This is a genomic window from Brevibacterium sp. BDJS002 (genome assembly GCF_028201555.1).
Taxonomy (GTDB): domain Bacteria; phylum Actinomycetota; class Actinomycetes; order Actinomycetales; family Brevibacteriaceae; genus Brevibacterium; species Brevibacterium aurantiacum.
This window is the reverse complement of the sequence record NZ_CP116392.1, coordinates 1,997,080-2,019,957: the sequence shown is the minus strand read 5'-3', so window position 1 is coordinate 2,019,957 and position 22,878 is coordinate 1,997,080. Positions and strand designations below refer to the sequence as shown.

22 protein-coding genes and 2 pseudogenes are annotated in these 22,878 nt (G+C 62.1%); 3 read left to right on the top strand and 21 right to left on the bottom strand.

The window, feature by feature from the left end:
* Positions 1-6: 6 nt before the first annotated feature.
* From PGC08_RS09425 to PGC08_RS09390, 8 genes and pseudogenes are all read right to left on the bottom strand, one after another.
* Entirely contained in the window at positions 7-411 is a 405-nt protein-coding gene (locus PGC08_RS09425) for a cation:proton antiporter (protein ID WP_009884183.1), read from the bottom strand.
* Positions 411-671, bottom strand: a complete 261-nt coding sequence (locus PGC08_RS09420; RefSeq protein ID WP_009884182.1) for a monovalent cation/H+ antiporter complex subunit F — start codon at positions 669-671, stop codon at positions 411-413. Before PGC08_RS09420 ends, PGC08_RS09425 begins: the two co-directional genes overlap by 1 nt.
* Complete coding sequence (locus PGC08_RS09415; RefSeq protein ID WP_333937918.1) at positions 668-1,066, bottom strand: Na+/H+ antiporter subunit E; 399 nt, start codon at positions 1,064-1,066, stop codon at positions 668-670. The genes PGC08_RS09420 and PGC08_RS09415 overlap by 4 nt, the downstream gene beginning before the upstream one ends.
* A complete protein-coding gene (locus PGC08_RS09410; RefSeq protein WP_271710005.1) occupies positions 1,063-2,580 on the bottom strand; it encodes a monovalent cation/H+ antiporter subunit D family protein in 1,518 nt (505 codons plus the stop codon). Before PGC08_RS09410 ends, PGC08_RS09415 begins: the two co-directional genes overlap by 4 nt.
* Positions 2,577-2,909, bottom strand: a complete 333-nt coding sequence (locus tag PGC08_RS09405) for a sodium:proton antiporter (RefSeq protein WP_009884179.1) — start codon at positions 2,907-2,909, stop codon at positions 2,577-2,579. Before PGC08_RS09405 ends, PGC08_RS09410 begins: the two co-directional genes overlap by 4 nt.
* A complete protein-coding gene (gene mbhE, locus PGC08_RS09400; protein ID WP_271710057.1) occupies positions 2,906-4,024 on the bottom strand; it encodes a hydrogen gas-evolving membrane-bound hydrogenase subunit E in 1,119 nt (372 codons plus the stop codon). Before mbhE ends, PGC08_RS09405 begins: the two co-directional genes overlap by 4 nt.
* 15 nt (positions 4,025-4,039) lie before the next feature.
* Positions 4,040-4,288 (bottom strand): annotated as a pseudogene (locus PGC08_RS09395) (hydrogenase subunit MbhD domain-containing protein); the annotation flags it as partial.
* A 565-nt stretch (positions 4,289-4,853) separates the two neighbouring features.
* A pseudogene (locus tag PGC08_RS09390) lies at positions 4,854-5,834 on the bottom strand (proton-conducting transporter transmembrane domain-containing protein); the annotation flags it as partial.
* Between the two features lie 278 nt (positions 5,835-6,112).
* On the opposite strand from PGC08_RS09390, the gene PGC08_RS09385 reads away from it, so the two are divergent.
* Positions 6,113-7,243, top strand: coding sequence for a glycosyltransferase family 4 protein (locus tag PGC08_RS09385; protein WP_101598509.1), 1,131 nt, complete (start codon positions 6,113-6,115; stop codon positions 7,241-7,243).
* Between the two features lie 18 nt (positions 7,244-7,261).
* Here the strand turns inward: PGC08_RS09385 and PGC08_RS09380 are convergent, their stop codons facing one another.
* The 12 genes from PGC08_RS09380 to PGC08_RS09325 form a co-directional block, all read right to left on the bottom strand.
* A complete protein-coding gene (locus PGC08_RS09380; RefSeq protein WP_069600069.1) occupies positions 7,262-7,858 on the bottom strand; it encodes a histidine phosphatase family protein in 597 nt (198 codons plus the stop codon).
* The gene (gene rsfS, locus PGC08_RS09375) at positions 7,855-8,217 is read right to left on the bottom strand and encodes a ribosome silencing factor (RefSeq protein ID WP_009884175.1); all 363 of its coding nucleotides are present in this window, start codon (positions 8,215-8,217) and stop codon (positions 7,855-7,857) included. Before rsfS ends, PGC08_RS09380 begins: the two co-directional genes overlap by 4 nt.
* Positions 8,218-8,261: 44 nt before the next feature.
* Positions 8,262-9,665 carry a hypothetical protein gene (locus tag PGC08_RS09370; protein WP_009884174.1) on the bottom strand — a complete coding sequence of 468 codons (1,404 nt, stop codon included), beginning with the start codon at positions 9,663-9,665 and terminating at the stop codon, positions 8,262-8,264.
* The gene (nadD, locus tag PGC08_RS09365; RefSeq protein ID WP_035279184.1) at positions 9,658-10,263 is read right to left on the bottom strand and encodes a nicotinate-nucleotide adenylyltransferase; all 606 of its coding nucleotides are present in this window, start codon (positions 10,261-10,263) and stop codon (positions 9,658-9,660) included. Before nadD ends, PGC08_RS09370 begins: the two co-directional genes overlap by 8 nt.
* Before the next feature lies 1 nt (position 10,264).
* Positions 10,265-10,429, bottom strand: a complete 165-nt coding sequence (locus PGC08_RS09360) for a hypothetical protein (RefSeq protein ID WP_009884172.1) — start codon at positions 10,427-10,429, stop codon at positions 10,265-10,267.
* A gap of 151 nt (positions 10,430-10,580) precedes the next feature.
* On the bottom strand, positions 10,581-11,870 hold the full coding sequence (locus PGC08_RS09355) for a glutamate-5-semialdehyde dehydrogenase (RefSeq protein WP_009884171.1): 1,290 nt from the start codon (positions 11,868-11,870) through the stop codon (positions 10,581-10,583).
* Positions 11,871-11,873: 3 nt separating this feature from the next.
* Positions 11,874-13,040: a glutamate 5-kinase gene (gene proB, locus PGC08_RS09350; protein ID WP_009884170.1), complete on the bottom strand. Its 1,167-nt coding sequence runs from the start codon at positions 13,038-13,040 to the stop codon at positions 11,874-11,876.
* On the bottom strand, positions 13,037-14,599 hold the full coding sequence (gene obgE, locus PGC08_RS09345; RefSeq protein WP_009884169.1) for a GTPase ObgE: 1,563 nt from the start codon (positions 14,597-14,599) through the stop codon (positions 13,037-13,039). Before obgE ends, proB begins: the two co-directional genes overlap by 4 nt.
* Positions 14,600-14,682: 83 nt before the next feature.
* On the bottom strand, positions 14,683-14,934 hold the full coding sequence (gene rpmA, locus PGC08_RS09340) for a 50S ribosomal protein L27 (RefSeq protein WP_009884168.1): 252 nt from the start codon (positions 14,932-14,934) through the stop codon (positions 14,683-14,685).
* A 13-nt stretch (positions 14,935-14,947) separates the two neighbouring features.
* Positions 14,948-15,256 (bottom strand): 50S ribosomal protein L21, encoded by a 309-nt coding sequence (rplU, locus tag PGC08_RS09335; RefSeq protein ID WP_029417392.1) that lies wholly within the window; start codon positions 15,254-15,256, stop codon positions 14,948-14,950.
* Between the two features lie 175 nt (positions 15,257-15,431).
* Positions 15,432-15,746, bottom strand: coding sequence for a chorismate mutase (locus PGC08_RS09330; RefSeq protein WP_009884166.1), 315 nt, complete (start codon positions 15,744-15,746; stop codon positions 15,432-15,434).
* A 95-nt stretch (positions 15,747-15,841) separates the two neighbouring features.
* A complete protein-coding gene (locus tag PGC08_RS09325) occupies positions 15,842-17,374 on the bottom strand; it encodes an alanine/glycine:cation symporter family protein (RefSeq protein WP_271710004.1) in 1,533 nt (510 codons plus the stop codon).
* A gap of 142 nt (positions 17,375-17,516) precedes the next feature.
* On the opposite strand from PGC08_RS09325, the gene PGC08_RS09320 reads away from it, so the two are divergent.
* The gene (locus PGC08_RS09320) at positions 17,517-18,620 is read left to right on the top strand and encodes an SPFH domain-containing protein (RefSeq protein WP_226823785.1); all 1,104 of its coding nucleotides are present in this window, start codon (positions 17,517-17,519) and stop codon (positions 18,618-18,620) included.
* A 108-nt stretch (positions 18,621-18,728) separates the two neighbouring features.
* Here PGC08_RS09320 and PGC08_RS09315 read toward each other — a convergent pair whose 3' ends face one another.
* Positions 18,729-21,836: an Rne/Rng family ribonuclease gene (locus PGC08_RS09315; RefSeq protein WP_271710003.1), complete on the bottom strand. Its 3,108-nt coding sequence runs from the start codon at positions 21,834-21,836 to the stop codon at positions 18,729-18,731.
* A gap of 346 nt (positions 21,837-22,182) precedes the next feature.
* On the opposite strand from PGC08_RS09315, the gene PGC08_RS09310 reads away from it, so the two are divergent.
* Positions 22,183-22,833, top strand: coding sequence for a vitamin K epoxide reductase family protein (locus PGC08_RS09310; protein ID WP_009884162.1), 651 nt, complete (start codon positions 22,183-22,185; stop codon positions 22,831-22,833).
* Positions 22,834-22,878: the final 45 nt, after the last annotated feature.

Below are 22,878 nucleotides of genomic sequence, written 5' to 3'. Positions count from 1 at the left end.
ACCAGATCAGGCCCCAGCCCTCGGATGATCAGGATAGTCGGGGTCGTCGTCAACGATGCCTGCTGGTGGGCGGGCCAACCGATTCGGCGCTGTCTTGCGGTAGACGGGCTGCCCGGAGAGCACACTGGCTCGCGAAAGCGTGTTGCTGGCCACGGACGAGACGATGATCAGGCACAGCACGGCGATGAGGGCCATGAGCAGCGAGCCCCAGCTGAATCCCTCCGAATGAAGGTCATAGACGTAGGCGGCCGCGACGATCAACGGCATCCCCAGGCCCGTGGCCGGTGAGAACACGTTGATCCGGGACAAAGCGTCACGTACCCGGAACATCGCAATTGCGGAGAACAGCATGAGCAGGGAGCCAGTGATCCCGAGAATACCGACCAGAGTGGTTGCCACAGCATCATTCATCAACGCAACCCCCTCGTGAGGATCCGCGACAGTGCGATGGTGGCAAGAATGCCGACCATGGACGACAGGAAGATCGCGTCGAGGATGATCGAGGAGGAGACGAGAATTCCGAACATGGTGAGCATGCCGATGGCGGAGAAGTACATGAGATCGCTGACGATCGCGCGTGAACCTAGGTCCTTGGCGGTCAGCACGCGGACCAGGCCCACAATGACAGCCGCGGCGAGGATGATGATGCAGATGCTGACGACGATGGTCATGGGCTTCCTTCCTCGTGTTCGACCTCGGTGACGGTGCTTGCGGCAGTCGTTGGAGCCCGGCCTCGCGTCATCGCGAGCAGACGCGACTCCATGTCGTACAGGCCCTCCAATGCGGATTCCTCGGAAGCTTCGAACAGGGCATGGACGAAGAGCACCGGCGGCTGTGTGGAGGTACCTGCGGCAATGGCCGTGACCAAGGTTCCGGGGGTGATCGTGATCGACGAGGCGAACATGGTTACCTCAAGGTCGGTGACGCACCTCAACGGGACCTCGACGATCATCGGCTGGGCGTACTGACCGGGCCGGAACAGTCGGGTGACGATGGTCGCCGACCCGGTCACGATGGCCCAGCCGATGTAGGCGAGGTAGGTGATGCCGTGGACGAATCGCATCATGGCGTCGTCACCGCCTTGATGTAGGCGCTGTGGTCGAGCAGCCCAGCCGCGGCGCGGGCAGTGATCTCGAACAGCGGCTCGGGGTAGACGAAGATGGCCACGGACACTCCGATCATGATCGTACCCGGGACCAGCAGGCGTGCGGGAATCCGGACGCTGTTCGGAATGGGCTCGGCCGGGGCGCGGCCGGTCTCAGCCGAATCGGGGCGGTACGTCTGCATCGGCGGTCCCCAGAAGGTGTTGCGCCACATGCGCTGGAGAGTGAGCAGACTGATGACCGCTCCGATCACGATCGCCGCGACCAGCCACCAGCCCAGTGCATCTCCGCTGCCGGTGGCGGCCGTGATGAGTCCGACCTTTCCCCAGAGTCCGGAGGTCGGTGGGAGGCCGATAAGTGAGAACAGGCCGAGGACCATCAGGATCGTCGCCCACCTCTCTCTGCCGGCCAGCCCGGTCAGCTTTTTGAACGAGCCGCTGCCGTAGGTCTGTTCGACCGCTCCCATGATCAGCAGAAGGCCCGACATCGTGATCATGTGGTGGACCATGTAGAAGGCTCCTGCGCCCAACGCCGTCGAGGTCAGAAGCACAACACCAAGCAGAATATGTCCGACGCCGCTCGTCATCTGGAAGGCGAGGACATTGCGGACCCTGTTCTGCCCGATTCCGGACAGCGAACCGATGATGATGCTGGCCAAAGCGATGATGACGATGACGTTGACCCAGGCAGCAGGCTCGCCGTACATGGTGGTGTAGATCCGGTAGATCGCGTAGAGGGCGACCTTCGAGTGCAGACCTGAGAACAACGACATCATTCCGGCCGAGGTGTTCGGGTAGCTGCGCACCAGCCAACCGTGGAAGGGTGCGCCCCCGGCTTTGATGATCAGCGCGAAGAGGACGACGCCGATGGCCAGAGCCCCCTGCCCGGTCGGTGCCCCCATCTCGGCGAGGACCGCGATGTTCACGGTGCCGGTGGCTCCGTAGACGAAGCCGACACCGATGAGCAGGATCGTCGAGGTCAGGAGGTTGACCATGACATACATGCGACCCACGCCGAGGCGGCGCCAGGTTCCGGTGACCGCGATGAGTGCGTAGGCCGGCAGCACCATGACCTCGACGAAGACGAAGAAGTTGAAGAGGTCCCCTGTCAGCAGTGCACCGTAGACGCCGGTGAGCATCATCAGGATCAGGGCAGGGACGAAACGGTACTGGTCCTCACCCGTCGTGATCAGGAAGATGCAGCTCGCGATAGCGGTGGCGGACGTCAGTACCAGCATCAGAGCGGTGAATGTATCGGAAACGAACGGGATCGCCAACCCGGGGACGTAGCCGCCCACAGAGTGGGCAAGAACCGGCTCATGTTGGTGGACGAAGAGCAGCACGACGCCGAATATGCCGACGAAGCTCGGAGCCGCCAGCAGCAGGACGCGATCGACGGTGCGTGAGGTGATGAGCACGCTCAGCGCTGATGCCAGCAATGGCACACCGATAAGCAGTAGGAGAAGTGCCGGATTCATGATTCGCGCTCCTCCCCGGTCTCAGGGGCCCGTCTCTGATCATCGTCGTGGCCGAGAACGGCGAGTGCAAGCATGAAGATCGTCACCGCCAGGGTGATGACGATGGCGGTGAGAACGAAGGCCTGCGGCAACGGGTCGGCTGCCACGCTCTGGTCCCCGCGATTGCTCAAGGGCTCGACTCGCCAGGCGCTGACTCCTGCGGAGAGCAGGATGAAGTTCGCAGCATGGGAGATGAGTGTCAGTCCGAAGACGCCTCGGACCATGGATCGCTGCATCATCAGATACACGCCGCCTGCGGTGAGCACACCGATCGTGAGGGCAAGGATCATTTCGCACCCTCCTGTGCATCTGTTGGTGGCTGATCCGGTTGAGTGTCGCTCGACCGCTCTATGGGCGCATCGCCGTGCAGGATATGCGTTGATGAGGCCTTGACCTTCGCATCGGGGTTGCCGGCCCTTGATCGACGTTCGTGAGTCGGACGTTCCCCTCTGATCGCGTCCATCGGTCCGCTCAGCTCTCCGTATATCAGTTCGTCGGCCCGCTCGCGGGTCAGTTCCACGTCACGATGGATGATGCCATTGGTGAGAACATCGTCGCCAGCGGGCGTGGCCGCAGAGTCCGAGACGCCGAGGATGTTGAACGACAGCAGGATCAGTCCGACCACCGCCAGATATACCCCGAGGTCGAAGATCATCGATGTTGTGAAGTGCTGCCCGAGGAAGTAGCCGTGCATCGGCTCGAGGAACGAGCCGGCGAAGATGAGACCGATGAAGCCGGTGGCCACCGCAGTGGCGACACCGAACCCGATCAGGTACAGCGGCGCCTTCGGCGGACCGATCGCTCGGTCCTTGGCCGTCGACATGTACAGCAGTCCGATGACCGCTGAACCGACCAGCGCCGCGATGAAGCCTCCGCCGGGTTCGTTGTGTCCGCGCCAGAAGATCACGAGTGAGGTGATCGCCAGCAGGGGGCCGAGGATCTTGATCGTGAGCTTAGGCGGTATCACGTTGGGCCAGGCCTCATGGACGGCTCGATAGGCGGTTGTGCCGCGGGGTCGGATGGAGACCCAGGCCTGCCGCGGGGGTTCGGGAATGTTCTCGGCGGGCGGGTCGATGAACTTGTCCTTGACCGTCGACATCACCGCAACGATCGCGATCCCGGCCATGCCGAGGACGGTGAGCTCTCCGAGTGTGTCCAGGGCACGGAACTCGACGAGAATGGTATTGACGATGTTGTGTCCGCCGCTGATGTCGGGGGCGTTCTCAATATAGAACTGGCCGAGGTCGGACCGTTCTCGGCGTCCATTCAGAGCCAGAGTCAGTACCGTCGCTGCGAGGCCGACGATGATCGCAAAGATCGCCCGTGTGGCCTGCAGACGCTTGGGATATCTCCAGAACGAACGCGGGAGCTTCTGCAGCACCAGCATGATGACGATGATCGTCATCGCCTCGACCAACAGCTGGGTAAGGGTGACGTCCGGGGCGCCGAGTGCCAGAATCTGCACGGTCGCCAGAATGCCGACTCCGGAGAGGGCCACGACCGTGGTCAGACGCGAATGCGAGGTGCAGACGACGAGGACGGCGATGGTGATAAGGACAAGGAGAACGATGTCGATGGGACGCCACAGACCTTCCTGCAGCGGAGGCAGCTCCGGATAGATGATCGGCACCGCGGTGAAGGCGAGCACGGCGAGACCGCCCAGCGACATTGCCAGGTAGGGACCGGAATTCATCGGCTTGACGAAGACGCCGAGGCTTCGGCCGCCTGCGCAGGGCCCAGGTGAGACCGTTGATGACGTCGGCTCCATCGAAGCCGAGGGTGGCGCGGTGGAAGAAGACGAACACGCGGGACCGATTGAGGATGATGATCACACCGATCGCGATGATCAGCAGTGAAGCGATGAGTTCGACGTTCACCCCGTGCCACAATGCCAGATGTACGGAACCCGTTGATTCGTACAGGGCAGCCCTGACCGCCTGGCTGATGGGGTTGTCGAAGACGAACAGTGCGAAACTCAGCGGAAGCGAGGCGAGGATCGGCACCGCGGCGGCAATAAGCATGACCGGAGAACCGTGACCCAGACGCGCTCGCTCCACAGGCTTGCCGTCGATGAACGCACCCCACACGGTCTTCGCGCAGTAGGCGAAAGTGAGCACCGAGGCACCGACGGCCACCAGCAGAGCCGCCCACCCGGTCCAGGCAGAACCGGGAGTATCGCCGAAGGCAGTGAACAGTGCCTCCTTCGACACGAACCCGAGCAGCGGCGGTATGCCCGACATGGAGGCACAGCCGACGATCATGACGATGAACGATGCCGGTGCCGCGCGCATCAGTTGTGGAATTCGGGTCAGTTCGCGGGTTCCGGCGAGGTGATCGACGACGCCGACCATCATGAACAGACCGGATTTGAAGAGGGCGTGGGCGATGACGTGCAACGTCGCGGCGGCGATCGCTGCCTCGGAGCCGATGCCGATCACCGCAGTGATGAGTCCCAGCTGAGAGACCGTGGAATAGGCCATCAGCTTCTTGACGTCGTATTGATTGAGGGCGAACCACCCGCCGATGCAGGCAGTGATCAGACCGGCGACGATGAGCAGAGTGTTCCACGCCGGCGTGGCATGGAATGCCGGGGTGAAACGCAACAGCAGGAAGATGCCGGCCTTGACCACGGCGGCCGCGTGCAGATACGCGGAGACCGGAGTAGCAGCGGCCATCGCATCGGGCAGCCACGAGTGGAACGGGAACTGAGCCGACTTGGTCATCGCTGCAACGGCGATGAGGACTGCGACCAAGCTCGTCACCGGCGATTGGGCTGACCAGACCGGCGAGCTCAGTGCCTCGTGAACGTTCGTGGTGCCGGTCACTGCGATGATCACACCGGTGGCCACCAGGAGGGACAATCCGCCGATGAAGGTGATGAACATGGTGCGCAGCGCCGGCGCTTGACCGGGCGAGCCGGACCTGGCGATGAGGAAGAACGAGGCCAGGGAGGTCAGCTCCCAGCAGACGAAGAGCACCAGAAGGTCGTTGCTGAGGACGAGCATGACCATCGAGAAGGTGAAGATCACCATCAGCCAGTAGAAGCTCGTGTTCCGTCCACGTTCCAGGTATCCGGTCGAATAGACGAAGACGACGGCCCCGATGATCAGCGCGATGTAGGTGAAGATGACGCCGATGCCGTCGGCGCGCAGCGCCAGGTCGACACCGAAGGTGGGAATCCACTGGTAGCTCACTTCCGGGGTGGACCCGGCCATCACCTCGGCGGCGGTGGGGGTGAACAGGCCTGCGATGCCCAGGTAGGCCGCGGCCAGGAGCCAACCACTGGCCCGGCCCAGCACACGCGTGATGAAGGGTGTGACAATGATGAGGGCGGCGAGAGCGACAACCGTTAGGATCATGGTCGAGACCTCAGGGCCCCGGACGCAGGTGATGCTTCCTTCACTCACTGACCCTTCGACAAAAAGAACGCAGTCTCTGGCAGACTCTGGCAGACGCAGACTAACAGATGATCAGACTATCGACTCGGAGTTCCATGAGCAAAAGCACAGGCCGCCCTCGGACGAGCGACACGATCCGCGTGTTCTTCGATGCTCGCTTCACCCGCACAACCCATCATGACGGCATCTCCCGTTATGGTTCATGCCTGCTTGAGGCCCTGCTCAACGCCGTTGCCGGAACTGACATCGAGGTTACTGCGATCATCAGTGACGAAGATCAGCTCGCTCTTCTGCCGAAATGCCGGTGGGTCAAGCTCAACTCCCCCACCTCCGCAAAGGAGGTCGTCATCGCCAAGAAGCTCAACGACCTCGGCGCCGACGTCGTCTTCTCCACCATGCAGGTCATGGGGTCCACGGGACGCCGCTACGGGCTCATTCTCACCGTCCACGACCTCATCTACTATTCGCATCCCCTGCCCCCGGCAGATCTCCCGGCAGCTGTGCGACTGCTGTGGCGGGCCTACCACCTCAGCTTTGCCCCGCAGCGACTGCTGCTGGGTCGCGCCGACGCGATCGCAGCGGTGAGCCAGACGACGAAGGGGCTCATCGCCGATCACCGCCTGTCGTCGAAGCCGGTGACCGTGGTCTCCAATGCCGCCGAGGTTGCTGTTGCCGGATCCAGGTCAGTGAACCGACACGATGCACGGTCTTTGGTCTACATGGGTTCGTTCCTGCCGTATAAGAACGTCGAAACCCTCATCGGTTCGCTGCAGCACCTGCCGGGGTGGACCCTGCACATTGCCAGCCGCATCGACGGAAGGCGCGAGGCCGCGCTGCGAGCTCTCATCCCTGACCGGGCGAAGGTGATCTTCCACCGAGGTGTCAGCGATGAGGAATACGCTGGGCTGCTCGAGGGTGCGACCGCTCTGGTCACGGCGTCTCAGGAAGAGGGATTCGGACTCCCCGTCATCGAGGCGATGGCCCAGGGTGTGCCGGTGGCGATCTCGGACATTGCGATCTTCCACGAAATCGCCGGGGACGCCGCCGTATACTTCGACCCCGATGATGCCGGTGACGTGGCGGCTGGGATCGCTCGCCTCACCGATGCGAAGCTGTGGTCAGAGCTCTCTGCTGCGGGCCAGAAGCAGGCAACGTCTTTCGACTGGAACTCATCGGCTCAGGCGCTGATAGGAATGATCCGCCAGGTGCACGCACTGCGACAGTAGGCCCGGTGGGCGCGCGTGTCAGGAAGGAACAGTGCCCCAGCTGCGCAGGATCCAGTTGGTTCCGGTGAACGCGAATTCCCCGTGTCCGCAGTTGCCGAGGACAGCCAGACGACCGGGCCCGTCCATGCCGAGCAGCAGTTCTGCAGCTGCCCGCAGGACCGCGCCGTGAGCGACGATGACGATCGTCTGTGCTTGAGTTCCATTGACGATCTCGGTGATCGCCGAGGCGACGCGCTGGCCTGACTCGGATCGTGATTCCCCGCCGGGAGGGTTCATATCGGCTCCGCTGAGCCATTGTTCGAGTGCGTCGGGCCAGGTGGTGCTGAGTTCGTCGCGAGTGTGGCCTTCCCACTGGCCGAAGGCAGTCTCCCGCAGACGGTCATCGCGGGTCACCTGGATGTTCAGACGGGAAGCCAGTTCGTCGGCCGTGTCAGCGGCTCGTGACAGGTCTGAGGAGACGATGAGTTCAGGTGCCAGTTCGCTGAGGTAGCTCGCTGCCTGCGCTGCCTGTCTCCGGCCGAGGTCGTTGAGGGGGATGTCGGACTGTCCCTGGAACCGGCGTTCGACGTTGTAGTCCGTCTGGCCGTGGCGCCAGAAGATGACGGTCTTGGTCATCGAGCGTCGTCAGCACCGGAATGTTCCGGCAGCTCCAGATCAATGACCGGGCAGTCCTTCCATAGACGTTCGAGCGCGTAGTATTCGCGCTGTTCGGGCGAGAAGACATGGACGACGATGTCGCCGAAGTCGAGCAGCACCCAATCACCGCTCCCCCGGCCTTCACGACGCAGGGGTGTGCGACCATAGGTCGTCTGCACAGCTTCTTCGACAGCGTCGACGATCGATCCGATCTGCCGATCGTTCTCCGCTGAGATGATGAGGAAGGCGTCAGTGATGTAGAGAGTGGCACTCACATCAAGAGCCACCTGATCGGTGCCGAGCTTGTCGTCCGCCGCACGTGCGGCGGTCCTCAGCATTTGGGTTGATTCAACGATCTCGCTCACAAGAGCCTTTCAGATGATTACAGCAACATGACCAGTGCAATGACGATGAGTGCGACTGCGAAGAGCGCAGCGACACCCAGCACTACATAGGGTACTTTGGATGGTTCTTCGCCAACAAGAATGCGACCGTCGTGACCGGTGACCTCGCTGGCGCGGATGCGCGTTCCCGGAGGATTCTCGGTCTCTTCGTCCTCATAGTCAGAGTTGGGCAGTGCCCAGGCCTCTGGCACGGTCTCCATCGGACGTGTTTCCGGATTGGCTGCCAGCGCACGGGCGGCATCATCGGATGAGGTCGAAGACTCTTCCGCGGACTGTGCCTCGGGAACAGGGGCGAATCCGTTCGCGGTGCTTCCGGTGCCCGGCGTGCCAGGAGCCGAGGAATCGACTTTCGAGTCCCTCGTCTCGTTCGAGTCCCGTGCCTCATTCGAGTCCGAACGGTTCGTATTCGGCCCGCCGGATCCCGGGCGAGCATCGGTACTGGTGTCTGCGTCGTCGACTGCAGGAATCTGGGCCGAGGCAGCCGTGACGACTCGCACTCCCGAGCTGCTCGGCGGCTTCACGATGGGCATCCGTCGTGAACGGCTCGTCTCGCCGGTCTCTTCCTCGGTCTCATCGGTGAGCGCATCGGCGTCGACACGCTCATCGCGGTCCCCGTGTGCGGGCTGCTCGGGCGCCGCTGTCGCGGAGTCGGCTGTCTCAGCTGAAGCGATTTCGGCAGCGGGAACCTCGTGCTGCTTCGGCGCCGAGGTGGCTCCGGGGGCAGGTGTTCCTGCGATAGGTGTTGCCGTTGGCTCTTCGACGTCCAGTTGCTCAATCGGCTGGGACAGTGCGTCCTGTGGGTCATCGTCGAGAGCGGTGGGACGGGGGGCCGAATCGGCGGTGACGGGAGCTTCGAAGTCTCGTGCGGCGACTTCATCAGCCGATCCGCCGAATCCTGCCGCATCAACGGAATCGCTGTCGGTGACAGCTGCGCTGTCCGGACCCTCTGGGGAGGTCTCGTCCTCTGCTGTCTCCTCGGGCCCGGCGATGACCGGAATCGCGCCGGTGGAGACGTCGCCTTCCAGGGACAGCCCGTTGTCGCGCAGGTACTTCTTTCGCGCGGTGCGTGATTCGAAATGAGGCAGTGGGGCTCGTTGCGGGTCGAGGCGGTCCTCGGTGTCGACAGGAGCTTGTGATTCTTGCGGCTGGTCCGTGACCTCAGCAGGCTCCGCTTCCGATCCGGTCGGCGTTGGCTCGGGCGTCGTCGTTCGCGGCTCCGGCGCCTGAGCGGGTGCGGGCGGCGGGTTCAGCAGTTCGGCCCGATTGGTCGGTGACGGTTCGCTCGGCTGCTCAGGTGTCTCTCGTGCTTCGAACGCCTGTTCTGCAGCCAGCCGCTCGGCTTCTCGCCTGGCGCGACGTGACGTGAACTGCTCCTCAGCCATTTTCACTCCTGTACAACTCGTATTTCGCGATGTACTGAACGACCCCATCCGGTACGAGATACCAGACAGGCGCCCCATCCATCACCCGTAGTCTGCAATCCGTGGAAGAGATCGACAGTGCAGGAATCTGCACCAAGCTCAATCGATCCACCGGAAGACCTTCACTGCGAAGTTCGTGTCCCGGTCGGCTCACTCCGACGAAGTGAGCCAAGGAAAACAGCTCATCTACATTCTTCCACGTCAGAATCTGAGCCAAAGCGTCCGCGCCGGTGATGAAGAACATCTCTGTGCCGGTTCCGTAGCTTCTGGCCAGGTCACGAAGCGTATCGATCGTGTAGGTCGGCCCCGGGCGATCGACGTCGGCCCGGGAGACGGTGAAGCGCGGGTTGGACGCGGTTGCGATGACTGTCATCAGATACCGATGTTCGGCGCTGGTGACCTCTTCGACGTCCTTCTGATACGGACGGCCGGTGGGCACGAAGACCACCTCGTCGAGATCGAAGGTCGACTGCACCTCGCTGGCGGCGACCAGGTGACCGTGGTGAATGGGGTCGAAGGTGCCGCCCATGACACCGACCCTGCGTGTTTGCTTTGCCATATCAGTGGCGGTTGGAGATGCCCTTCCACGACCGCGTCACTGCTGCCATCGAGAGGAAGATCGCGAGGGTGATGAGTCCGAAGAAGATCGGGTCCATCGGCAATTCGGTGTGGTGGGCTGCCTTCTCCGCGCCTTCGGCGACGGTGGTCAACAGTGCTGCATTCACGTGTTCTCTCCTTATCAGTGATGCTGACGCGGTGTGTCTGCGTCACAGTGCTTATGGCTTCAGTTTCTCATGAACTGTGAGACAAGTGGACATCGACATGAGGTTGAGCGTGATCGGAGTTCGCCGTCGGCGCTCTCTGACCTGGGCCGTGTCAGTTCCGGATCTGTCCATTGCCTATCATGACCCATTTCGTGGTCGTCAGCTGTTCGACGCCCATGGGTCCACGGGCATGGAGCTTCTGGGTTGAGATACCGACCTCGGCGCCGAAGCCGAGCTCTCCCCCATCGGTGAATCGTGTGGAGACGTTGACTCCGACCGCTGCGGCATCGATGGCTGTGACGAATGTCTCGGCGTTGTCGAGGTCCTTGGTCACGATCACCTCGGTATGGCCGGAGGAATAGGCGCGGATATGCTCGATGGCTTCGTCGATTCCCGAGACGACCTTCACCGCGAGTTCGAGGTCCAGATATTCCTTCGCCCAGTCGCGTCGAGACACGCGCTTGACCTTCATCGTCTCTGGTGCCAGTGCCGCGACGGTGGTGTCGGCGTGCAGAACGACCCCGGCCTTGTCGAGTCGGTCGAGGATCTTGGGAAGGACGCGCTTGGCTGCCTTCTCATGAACCAGCAGAGTTTCCAACGAGTTGCAGACACTGGGTCGATGCGTCTTCGAGTTGACGACGAGGTCGACCGAGTTCTTCACCGTAGCGGATGAATCGATGAACATATGGACGTTCCCGATTCCGGTTTCGATGACCGGAACCAGCGATTCCTGCACCACAGTGTTGATGAGCTCGGCACCGCCTCGTGGAATGAGGAGGTCGACGTAGTCACGCGCGTTCATGAGCACTGTGGCGCCGTCGCGTCCGTATTGGTCGATTCCGTTGATCGAATCTGCGGGAAGACCTGCCGACTCCACGGCTTTGCGCAGCACAGAGACGATCTCAGTGTTGGTGTTCTGTGCGGCGGAGCCTCCGCGCAGCACAGTGGCGTTGCCGGCCTTGAGTGCCAGGATCGCGATGTCGACGGTGACGTTGGGGCGAGCTTCGTAGATCGCGCCGATCACGCCCATCGGCACACGGTTCTGGGTCAGACGGATGCCGTTGGGCAGGACCCTTCCGACCACGACGTTGCCCACGGGGTCGTCAAGATCGATGATCGTTCCGACCGATGTGGCGATGGCTTCGATGCGATCATGATCGAGTCGAAGTCGGTCGAGGAGACCGGCGTTCATCCCGTTGTCGATACCGGCGGCGATGTCGACTTCATTGGCTTTGACGATTCGGTCTGAATTCTCACGCAGAGCATCTGCGATCGCGCGCAGACCGGCGTCTTTCTCTGCCGTCGACGAGGTGGCCAAGTGAGCCGCGGCGCTCTTGGCGTTGCGGACGACTCTCGTCACACCCCGGACGGTCTTCGGGTGTATCTCGGATACAGCGGTCATGGACTATCTCCCCCCGCTCACGTGAGTGAGTACGAGATCATTGCGATGGATGACCTCTTTACGGTAATCATTTCCCAGTCGGGTGCCAAGTTCGTCCGTGGAGAAGCCGAACATCGCGGGCAGCTCATGGGCTGAGAAGTTGGTCATTCCACGGGCGATGACCGTGCCGTCGAGGCTTCTGATCTCGATGGGGTCACCCGCCTCGAAGTCACCGGTGACACCTGTGACTCCGGCAGCCAGCAGGGAGGTTCCTCTGGAGAGCACTGCCGATTCGGCGCCCTTGTCGATCGTCACCGAGCCGAAGGTGCGAGCCAGATGCCGCAGCCACAGCAGCCGGGTCCCGCGCCGTTTGTGCGTCACGGCGAACCAGGTGCCCACATGTTCACCGCCGAGCACTCCAGAGACCTTCTCCGCGGAGGTCAGTACTGCTGGGATCCCTGAGTCGGCCACCATCAGCGCGGCTTCGACCTTCGTCGCCATGCCCCCGGTTCCCGTGCCGGCCGATCCGGTTCCGCCGATGGCGATGTCCCCGAGGTCGGCGATGCTGGAGACGTGTTCGATGCGCACCGATTCAGGCAGATTCGGCGGCCCGGAGTACAGGGCGTCGACGTCGGACAGGAGCACGAGAGCATCGGCGTGTGAGAGATGTGCGACGAGAGCGGCAAGGCGATCATTGTCGCCGAAACGGATCTCTTCGGTCGCCACAGCGTCGTTCTCATTGACGATCGGCAAGGTCCCGAGCGCAAGCAGCTTGTCGATGGCGCGTTGGGCGTTCTTGTATCTGGTGCGACGGATCAGATCATCGGCGGAGAGCAGGACCTGTCCTGGGACCAGATCGTAGCGACCAAGAGCCCGAGTGTAGGCGGCCATCAGCAGACCTTGGCCGACTCCGGCCGCAGCCTGCTGTGTGGCCAGGTCACGTGGCCGTTTGTACAGCCCCATGGGTTCGAGTCCGGCGGCGATCGCACCGGAGGACACGAGGATGACCTCATGACCTGCGGCACGATGGGCACCGATGACATCGGTCAGCGCAATCAGCTTCGCCTCGTCCAAACCTCCGTCGAGGGTCGTCAGCGACGAGGAGCCGACCTTGATCACGATGCGCCGGGCCGTGGCGATATCCGTGCGCACCGGGTGGTTCTCAGTTACGGAGGACGAACTCTCGATCATTCCTGACCGGACTCCGCATCGGAGACGGACGCGCCCGAGCTTTCCCGGCTGCGGACAGCGCGCTCAGCAAGACGCTCCTGTTCCTGCTCGGCCCGGACTGCGGCCTTGGCATCCATGCGGTCGTGGAATGCCGCCTTGCGCTCCTTGCGTGTCGACCGTGTGTCGTCTTCCAAACGCAGGTCTGTACCGCGGCTGCCCAACAGCTCGGCACCGCCCACACTTGTCGGATCCCAGTCGAAGACGACACCGTCATCTCCGCCGATCACGATCGTGTCGCCGGGCTTGGCACCGGCCTTGAACAGGGATTCTTCGACGCCGAGACGATCGAGCCGGTCGGCGAGATAACCGACAGCCTCATCATTGGCGAAGTCTGTCTGGCGCACCCAGCGTTCGGGCTTGACTCCGCGGATCCGGAAGACAGGACCGTCGTCATCGCTTTCGGCCTGCACCTGGAATCCGCGGTCGTCGACTGCCCGAGGACGAATGACGACGCGCTGCGGCGTGGCTTCGAACTCTGCCCGACGCTCACGTTCAGCGGTGACGAGTTCTGCCATGGCGAATGAGAGTTCCCGCAGACCGGTGTGGCTGACGGCGGAGATCTCGAACACCCGATAGCCAGCGGCTTCGAGGTCCGGGCGGACGATATCGGCTAGGTCATGGCCATCGGGAATGTCGACCTTGTTGAGCGCCACCAGCTTCGGACGTTCGGACAGAGGCAGCAGCCCGCTTCCGTCGTCGAGGTCGACCGCGTAGGCGGCGAGTTCGGATTCGATGATCGTCAGGTCCGAGACTGGATCACGGCCCGGCTCCCACGTCGCCATGTCAACGACGTGGACCAAAGCGGCACAGCGTTCGACGTGGCGCAGGAACTCCAGGCCCAGCCCCTTGCCCTCCGACGCACCCGGGATGAGTCCCGGGACATCGGCGATCGTGTAGCGCACATCCCCGGCCTGGACCACGCCGAGGTTGGGCACGAGTGTCGTGAACGGGTAGTCCGCGATCTTCGGCTTGGCCTCAGACATAGCGGCGATGAGGCTGGATTTGCCGGCTGAGGGGTATCCGACGAGCGCGATGTCCGCAATCGTCTTCAGTTCCAGCACCAAGCTCAGTGCTTCGCCAGGTTCGCCCAGCAGGGCGAAGCCCGGAGCCTTGCGCTTCGACGATGCCAGAGCCGCGTTGCCGAGTCCGCCGCGGCCACCTGCGGCAGCAACGTATTCGGTTCCGGGTTCGACGAGGTCAGCGATGATCTCGCCGTCCTTGCTCTTCACAACCGTGCCCTCTGGGACAGCGATGACGAGATCTCCCCCGTCAGCGCCATGACGCAGATCGCCCTTCCCGATTCCGCCGTCGTCTGCGGTCAGGTGCGGACGGTGGTGCAATGGCAGCAGCGTGGTGGTCTGGGTGTCGACGACGAATTTGACGTCACCGCCCTGACCTCCGTTGGCGCCGTCAGGTCCGCCAAGAGGTTTGAACTTCTCGCGCCTGATCGAGGCGCAGCCGTTGCCGCCGTCACCGGCGGAGAGATGGACTGTGACACGGTCTATGAACTCGGTGGCCATAATGTCCTTATATCAGATGAAGGGTGAGTCTCGAGACTCACCCTTCATGGACCCCTAACAGGGGAAAAAACAGAACTAGTCGATCAAGCGCCGACGATGTTGACGATCTTACGACCGTTGCGTTTGCCGAATTCCACGGCTCCTGCGGACAGCGCGAAGAGCGTGTCGTCTCCGCCGCGTCCGACGTTGGCGCCTGGGTGGAACTTGGTTCCGCGCTGGCGAACGATGATCTCTCCGGCCTTGACAACCTGTCCACCGAAGCGCTTCACACCGAGGTACTGCGGGTTCGAGTCGCGACCGTTACGGGACGAGCTGACTCCCTTTTTGCTTGACATGTGAAGTCTCCTCTTACTTGATGTTCGTGATCTTCAGACGGGTGAGGTCCTGGCGGTGGCCCTGACGCTTCTTGTAACCGGTCTTGTTCTTGTACTTCTGAATGATGATCTTGGGACCGCGAAGCTCGTTGACGACCTCAGCGCTGACAGCGACCTTCGACAAGGCATCGACGTCGGTCGTGACAGTCTCACCGTCGACGAGGAGGACGGCGTCGAGCTCGACGCTCTCTCCGGCCTTCGCCTTCATTCGGTTAACTGTGATGATGTCGCCGACGCTGACCTTTTCCTGATGGCCACCGGCACGGACAATGGCATAGACCATGTCGAACCCTTTCTGTTCATACACAAACGAACGGCGGTTGATCCCTTGGCTCCCGAAGAAGGATTTCCCCGGGTGTCCCATTGAGAGGAATCACCAGCCGTGGTGCGCAGCACGCACCGACGATCAAGTCTAATGGATTCGACCATCGTTGGGCAAACCGTACGTCGTGCCGAACTCAAGCCTCACGGGTCTCAGCGATCCGTTCGTGATGACGGATCACCTCGGCGACGATGAAGGTCAGGAACTTCTCTGCGAACTCCGGGTCCAGGTGCGCATCTTCGGCCAGCCTGCGGAGGTGGGCAACCTGCCTGCGCTCCCTCTCGGGATCTGCGGGAGGCAGACCGTGGTCGGCCTTCAGCTCGCCGACTCTCTCTGTGAGCTTGAACCTCTCAGCGAGCAGATGGATGAGCGCTGCGTCGATGTTGTCAATGCTTCCGCGCAGTTCCAACAGTCGCTCCTGGGCATGTGTCTTGTCGTTGATCTGATCCACGTGCTCCAGTCTAACGAGACTCGAAGCAATCCGCCGACGACGCACTGAGGCCGATCTCGCGCCTTCGCGGGATCGGCCTCAGGGGAGAACTGAACTCAGACCATCTCCTCCACAGGAACAGCGTCCTTGGTGTCGGGGTCCATGAGCGTACCGGCCTTGCGGTCGGCCAGGTACTTCTTCATTTCCTTCTTCACCACCGGCATCAGCATGTAGAGGCCAAGGATGTTGATGAAGGCACAGAGGAACAGTGCGGCATCCGCGAACTCCACAATCTTGCTGAAGCTGGCGATGCAGCCGATGACCACGAACACGCAGACGAGGACACGGAAAACTGTGACTGCCCCCTTCGACTTGCCGAAGAGGTAAGCCCAAGCACGCTCACCATAGTAGGCCCAGGTGATTAGCGTGGAGAAGGCAAAGAGCGCGACAGCGATCGCCAGCAGCACCGGATACCAGCCAGCCACTGTGGAGAAGGCGTCCGAGGCCAGGGCCACGCCGCCGATCTCACCCTGTCCAAGGTCGTTGGTGTACGAGGGCTGGTTGGCAACGATGATGGTCAGTGCGGTCATGGTACAGACGATCACGGTGTCCACGAAGGGTTCGAGAAGTGCTACGAAACCTTCCGAAATGGGCCGACGAGTCTTGACTGCCGAGTGTGCAATCGCGGCCGAACCGATGCCTGCTTCGTTGGAGAAGGCTGAACGCTGGAAACCGATGATCATGACGCCGACGATGCCGCCGGCAACTCCCTGCGGTGCGAACGCTCCGTCGAAGATCTGGCCGATGGCCGTTGGGATCTGGCCGAAGTTGATAGCCAGGACCAAGAGGCAGGAAAGAACGTAGAAGATGCCCATGGCGGGGACAAGCTTGTCAGTCACGTGGGCGATCGACCGGATTCCACCGAGGATCACGAGACCAACGAGGCCAGCGAAGATGATGCCGAAGATCAATGACGCCGCAGGGCCAGCGAGGAAGCCGTCTGCGCCGCCGGTAGCGGTCCGAACCTGAGCGAAGGTCTGGTTGGCCTGGAACATTCCGCCGCCCACGACGCCGAAGATGAGGATGGAGACTGCGAAGATTCCGGTCAGCAGACCGGCGATGGGCTTGGAGAACTTGCGGAACGCGATTGGCAGGTATTTGAAGGGACCGCCGTAGACGACGCCGTTCTCGTCGATCTCTCGGTATTTGACACCGAGGGTGCACTCGACGAATTTCGTGCACATACCGAGAAGGCCGGCGATGATCATCCAGAAGGTAGCGCCGGGACCGCCGAGGGCGATAGCCACACCGACACCGGCGATGTTGCCGAGGCCGACGGTGCCGGAGAGCGCCGAGGCCAGTGCCTGGAAGTGGGTGATCTCGCCCGGGTCGTTCTTGGACGAATGTTTGCCACGGATGATTTCGAGCGAGAGCTTGAATCCCCGGGCTTGGATGAACCCGAAATAGATGGTGAAGATTAAAGCCGCGCCGATGAGCCATAGCACCACGAAGGGGAAGGAAATCGGTCCGAGCGTGATGGGAAAGAAGATGATCCCGCCGAAGAAGGTGGCGATGGGATCGAACCAGGAGTTGATTGCATCATCAACTGGAGATTTGGGGGCATCTGCTGCCAATAACAAAGTGTTCATGGTGCAATAACCTGCCGTACCCCCAGGAAGGTAGCAAGCACTATTCCACGTGCCGCGGATACAGTTATCCAACTGTTACCTACATCACACCTGATGGGCTGTTCTGAGATGCACGTCTCATTCTGTGTCCTAGACTGAAATCATGACTCAGAACCCCAATCAGCACAGATATCCCCCGGCCCAGCCACCAGGACCGCAGCAGAACCAGCAGCGTCCTGACCGCGGATCTCGACAGCATCCCGGCAATGGGCCCCATCAATCCCCTCCGGGCGGCCCGCAGGCGCCCCCGGGAGGACCTCCAGGCCGGGGCCGAGGACGTCCTGCACGAATTGCGTCAGCGGAGGGTGAACGTGTCAGGGAAAGCTCGGCCGGAGGCGTGTCGGGCTACTTCGCCATCGTAGGCGGCGTCATCCTGCTGATTCTGGCACTCCTGCTCGCGGTGTTCGGACTCATCATGACAGTGGCACAGGCGGCGCTCGGGGTCATCCTCATCGTGCTCGGTGTCGTCATGTTCATTGCCGCGATGTTCCTGTTCAAGGGATGCACGTCCGTGGCTCCTGGCAATGCTGTCGTCCTGCAGCTCTACGGCAAGTACGTCGGCACAGTGCGCCAATCGGGACTGCGCTTCGTCAACCCCTTCTATTCGAAGATCCAGGTCTCCACGCGCATCCGCAACCACGAGACGTCGACGCTCAAAGTCAATGACCTCGATGGCAATCCGATCGAAATCGGCGCAGTGGTCGTCTGGCAGGTCCAAGACACGGCTCAGGCACTGTTCGAAGTCGATGATTTCGAGGAGTTCGTCGCCATCCAGGCTGAGACCGCTGTACGTCACATCGCGAACTCCTATGCGTATGACTCCTCGGACCCGAACCGTATGTCCCTGCGCGACAATGCTGATGAGATCACGTCGAAACTCTCCAGCGAGGTCGCAGCGCGAGTCGCCGCCGCCGGTGTGACCATCATCGAATCGCGCATCACCCAGCTGGCCTACGCGGCCGAGATCGCCCGCGCCATGCTCCAACGCCAACAGGCGACAGCCGTCGTGGCAGCCCGCCAGCTCATCGTCGAAGGTGCTGTCGGCATGGTCGAGACCGCCATCGAGCAGATCGAAGGACGCGGCATCGTCACGCTCGGTCACCTCGAACGCAGCGATCTCGTATCGAACCTGATGATCGTCCTCTGCGGCGACCAGGCCGCGCAGCCGACGATCAGCACCACAAGAAATCAGGAATCCGGCAAATAAGACGTCCCTCCACCGATCCCGATGATCGGTGGAGGGACGTTTCTGTGCGGCCTGGTCGTCGCAGTCAGACTGCGACAGCCCTGGCGCTCAGCCCGTTGGAGCCGGTGCTCAGTCCTCGCCGATGATGACGAACGAGGTCGGCAACGACGGCTGCGCCGTCTCGCTCTTGGCCTCGGACTTAGCGGCAGGCTTGCGTCGAGGAGCGGCCTTGACCGGTTCAGCCTTGGCCACCTTGGTCGCCGAGTCGGCTCCGATCATCAGCGGCAGCTCGGCTGCGGGAACCTCAGGTTTCTTCGCCCGCGCAGGCTTGGCCTGTGCCGGCTGCTCCTGGGCAGGCTGCTCCGGCGCAGGCGTCTCGTCGACCGTTGTGTCCTGAGCCGACTGGTCCTGTGCGGAGTCGGACGAATCAGCGGACTTCGCCTGCGAGCGTCTCCTGTTGCTGCGGGTCCGGGAACGGCCCGATCCGCCGTTTCCGGCCGAATCGCTGGGCTCGTTGCCCTGCGAGTCCTTAGAGCTGTCGGTGTTCGCCGAGGAAGAAGCGTTATCAGACACCGACGCGTCTTGGGAGCTTCCGGGCTCCTTCGACTCGGCTTCGTCCTTCTTCAGTGTGGCCTTGGCGATGGCGGCAACGGCTGAGCGGGAGGCATCGTTGGCAACGGCATCCGACTGGCCGTCGGAGTCGTTGGACTTCGATGATGATTTGTTGTCGCCGCGCCGCTTACGATCACGCCTGCTGTTGCCACCGTCATTGTTTGAGGACCGGTTGCCATGGTGGGCCTTCGATCCGTCCTCTTCCGAGCCAGGCAGCAGCAGCCCCCGGCCTGAGAGGTCAGCACCAGCACTGACCAGGGACTCGGCGAGCCCCGTGCCGATGCGTTTACGGGTCATCTGCACGAGACCCAGCGAGGTCACCTCGGCGACCTGATGCTTGGTCCTGTCCCGGCCCAGGCATTCAACGAGACGACGCACGACGAGGTCCCGATTCGACTCGAGAACCATGTCGATGAAGTCGACGACGATGATGCCGCCGATGTCACGCAGGCGAACCTGACGGATGACCTCTTCGGCCGCTTCGAGGTTGTTACGGGTCACGGTCTCTTCGAGGTTTCCGCCCGAACCGGTGAATTTGCCGGTGTTGACGTCGATGACCGTCATCGCCTCTGTGCGGTCGATGACAAGGGAACCACCGGAGGGCAGGTTGACCGTGCGCTGGAGCGCCTTCTGAACCTGTTCCTCGACCCGGTAGTGGTCGAAGATGTCTTCGTCTTCGCTGTAGCGGTGGACACGATCAAGCAGGTCCGGCGCGACGGCCTCGACGTATTCGTGGATGGTGTTCCAGGCTCCGTCACCGTCGATGACGAGCGAGGAGAAGTCCTCGTTGAAGACATCGCGAATGATGCGCACGATCATGTCCGGCTCGCTGTAGAGGAGCTGGGGGGCGAGCACCTTCGTCGACTTCGACTTCTTCTCGATGGTCTCCCACCGTTTGGCCAGTCGTTCGACGTCTGTGCTGAGCTCCTTGTCGCTGGCGCCTTCGGCCGCGGTGCGCACGATGACTCCGTTCGAGTCACCGACGAGTTCCTTGAGCAGCTTCTTGAGGCGATTGCGCTCGACATCGGGCAGCTTCCGCGAGATGCCGGTCATCGAGTTCCCGGGAACGTAGACGAGGAAACGTCCGGGCAGAGAGATCTGGCTGGTCAGGCGGGCACCCTTGTGACCGATCGGGTCCTTGGTGACCTGGACGAGAACCGCGTCGCCGGGGCTGAGGGCGACTTCGATGCGACGGGCTTTGCCGTCCATGCCCAGGGCATCCCAGTTGACCTCACCGGCGTAGAGAACGGCGTTGCGGCCCTTGCCGATGTCGATGAACGCTGCTTCCATGCTCGGCAGGACGTTCTGGACCTTGCCCAGGTAGACATTGCCGATGAGGGAGGACTGCTGGCGGTTCTCCTTGAGGTAGTGCTCAACGGTGATCCCGTCCTCGACGACGACCAACTGGGTCTGCTCGCCGCTTTCGCGCACCAGCATCGTCCGGTCGACCGATTCACGACGGGCGAGGAATTCAGCCTCGGTGATGACGGGGCGACGGCGACCGGCCTCGCGGCCTTCCTTGCGGCGCTGCCGTTTGGCCTCCAGGCGCGTGGAGCCCTTCAGCGAAGTCACTTCATCGTTGTCGGTGCTGCGTGTACGTGAGCGACGACGGCGACGGCGACGCGAACCGTTGTCGTCGTAATCATCGTGATCGTCATCGGAGGAGTCGTTGGACTTCTCCGTGGGCTGCTTGGAGGACTCGTCATCGGAGCTCTTCGTCTCCGCGGACTTGTTCGAGTCTGCCTGCTGGCCCTTCTTGTCCGAACGGCTGCCGGACCGGGACTCATTGTTCTTCGTTCCCGAGGCGGAGTCGTCGTCGGAGGAACCCTCGGTTGAGGCTCCGGCAGAGCCCTCGGCGTCGGAATCGCTGCCGTTGTCATCGCGTCCTCGGGAGCGGCGGCCACGGCCACCGCGACGCCGGCGACGGCCGCCGGAATCATTCGAGTCATTGTCCTCGGAGTCGTCATTCTTCACACGGCTGGTGTCGTGGTCTGAAGAGTCGGAATAGTCCGAGTCGTCATAGTCGTCGTCGGAATCGTCGCCGGTGTCCTCCACCTGAACGGGCTGAGCCAGTTCGGCCTTGGGCACCTGGAAGATCAGGCCGCCATCGTGAGGCACTGCAGGAGCGCTTCGCGGTGTCGGCGCGGGCGTAGGCTCGGCTGTCGGCGCGGCGAAGGGATTGCGAGGATCGAACGCCGGCGCAGGCGATTGGGCGTTTGCAGCGGTGTCATTCGAAGCGTCGTCGGCCTCCGAGGAATCGTTCGCTTCACTCCCCCGGACAGAACTCGCGGCCTCCGGTGAGTCTGCAGAGTCCTGTGAGTCTTCGTTGGAATCGCGGACGAACTGCTCGAAGACCAGTCCTCTGTTCGCCACGGCGTCACGTGCCTTCTTCGGTGCACTGCGTTTCGGCTCGGGGACGACATCGTCGCTGTCATCCGAGTCCTCATCGGGCTCTGGAAGACGCAGGGATTCTGCGGCCTCCGCGATGTGATCGAGCTTCTCCCTGATGCTCTCGTCGACATCTCCGTTCGCGGAGTCTGCCGTATTCACCGCCTGCTGCAGGTTGGCGAGATCCGCGAGGATGCCCTCTGTTGCTTCGTTGCCGTCGTTTGACGCGTCATTCATTGTTACTCCCAGACCGAAGGCTCCGTCCACACCCCACGGATCTTCGGATCCTTGCATGGTCCAAATCGGACCGAAACTTGTGGATGGCACTTCCAGCTCGCGCTCAGCGCGTAGGCCTTCCATGCTGCCTCTTCTTGGTGTCGACCTGCGAGGTCGTACCCTCGACTCGGTGGAGGCACTTCTCCTGCTCGGTGTGAGAGCAGGTATCCGTTCGACCATTATGTCACAGATCAACCGAAGTGCTCCTGCTGTTGAGGATCTCCCCTGGTCCCCGTCACTGACGTATTGCGATCATTCACAGGTGTCTGCGTTTGCGGCTCGATGCCCGGGGAGGCATTCTTGGAGTGTGAATACCGCAGACACGCTTCCTGATGACGATATCGACGTAGTCCCGCAGACCCGATCCTGGGTGCTTCGGCCGGCCACCCTTGGCATCTTCCTCGTCGTCACCTCTGTCGTCGGCTTCCTGGCGTCCTTCGCCCTCGCTGTCGAGAAGTACGAGAAGTTGGAGAACCCGAATGCAGTACTCTCCTGCGATCTCAATCCGTTCTTCTCCTGCGGATCGGTCATGGAGTACCCCGAGAGCCAGCTCTTCGGCTTTCCCAATCAGCTGCTGGGAATCGCCGCTTTCATATTCCCGCTGCTGCTGGGCGTGTTGCTTCTTGCCGGAGCGAGGATCCCCGGATGGGTCATGGTCGGGCTCAACGTCGGCTTGGCTCTCGGCACCACTCTGGTGATGTTCCTGTTCTACATTTCGATCTATAAGATCGGCGTCGGCTGCCCGTGGTGCATGGTGGTGTGGACGATGACGATTCCGATGTTCGTCTCCGTCACGGCCCATAACGCCCTGGCCGGAAACTTCGGTGCCGGAATCGCTCGCAATCCGATCGCCAGAGTCCTGGCCAAGGAGAACATCGCGATCTTTGTGCTCTGGTTGCTCGTCATCGCAGCTTGCGTCGTCGTCCAGTTCTGGAATTTCTTCGCGACCCTGTTCTGACGGGGACCGCGCAGTCGGACGGAACAGCGCAGCAGGCAGTCCTAC

Excerpts from the sequence above, each read along its gene's own strand:
- rpmA (WP_009884168.1), bottom strand. The coding sequence starts at position 14,934 with ATGTCAAGCAAAAAGGGAGTCAGCTCGTCCCGTAACGGTCGCGACTCG.
- PGC08_RS09410 (WP_271710005.1), bottom strand. The coding sequence starts at position 2,580 with ATGAATCCGGCACTTCTCCTACTGCTTATCGGTGTGCCATTGCTGGCA.
- PGC08_RS09320 (WP_226823785.1), top strand. The coding sequence starts at position 17,517 with ATGACTCAGAACCCCAATCAGCACAGATATCCCCCGGCCCAGCCACCA.
- PGC08_RS09370 (WP_009884174.1), bottom strand. The coding sequence starts at position 9,665 with ATGGCTGAGGAGCAGTTCACGTCACGTCGCGCCAGGCGAGAAGCCGAG.
- PGC08_RS09315 (WP_271710003.1), bottom strand. The coding sequence starts at position 21,836 with ATGAATGACGCGTCAAACGACGGCAACGAAGCAACAGAGGGCATCCTC.
- PGC08_RS09420 (WP_009884182.1), bottom strand. The coding sequence starts at position 671 with ATGACCATCGTCGTCAGCATCTGCATCATCATCCTCGCCGCGGCTGTC.
- PGC08_RS09415 (WP_333937918.1), bottom strand. The coding sequence starts at position 1,066 with ATGATGCGATTCGTCCACGGCATCACCTACCTCGCCTACATCGGCTGG.
- PGC08_RS09325 (WP_271710004.1), bottom strand. The coding sequence starts at position 17,374 with ATGAACACTTTGTTATTGGCAGCAGATGCCCCCAAATCTCCAGTTGAT.
- rplU (WP_029417392.1), bottom strand. The coding sequence starts at position 15,256 with ATGGTCTATGCCATTGTCCGTGCCGGTGGCCATCAGGAAAAGGTCAGC.
- PGC08_RS09355 (WP_009884171.1), bottom strand. The coding sequence starts at position 11,870 with ATGACCGCTGTATCCGAGATACACCCGAAGACCGTCCGGGGTGTGACG.
- nadD (WP_035279184.1), bottom strand. The coding sequence starts at position 10,263 with ATGGCAAAGCAAACACGCAGGGTCGGTGTCATGGGCGGCACCTTCGAC.
- PGC08_RS09405 (WP_009884179.1), bottom strand. The coding sequence starts at position 2,909 with ATGATCCTTGCCCTCACGATCGGTGTGCTCACCGCAGGCGGCGTGTAT.
- PGC08_RS09425 (WP_009884183.1), bottom strand. The coding sequence starts at position 411 with ATGAATGATGCTGTGGCAACCACTCTGGTCGGTATTCTCGGGATCACT.
- mbhE (WP_271710057.1), bottom strand. The coding sequence starts at position 4,024 with ATGACGATCATCGTCATCATGCTGGTGCTGCAGAAGCTCCCGCGTTCG.
- PGC08_RS09380 (WP_069600069.1), bottom strand. The coding sequence starts at position 7,858 with ATGACCAAGACCGTCATCTTCTGGCGCCACGGCCAGACGGACTACAAC.
- PGC08_RS09385 (WP_101598509.1), top strand. The coding sequence starts at position 6,113 with ATGAGCAAAAGCACAGGCCGCCCTCGGACGAGCGACACGATCCGCGTG.
- obgE (WP_009884169.1), bottom strand. The coding sequence starts at position 14,599 with ATGGCCACCGAGTTCATAGACCGTGTCACAGTCCATCTCTCCGCCGGT.
- rsfS (WP_009884175.1), bottom strand. The coding sequence starts at position 8,217 with ATGCTGAGGACCGCCGCACGTGCGGCGGACGACAAGCTCGGCACCGAT.
- proB (WP_009884170.1), bottom strand. The coding sequence starts at position 13,040 with ATGATCGAGAGTTCGTCCTCCGTAACTGAGAACCACCCGGTGCGCACG.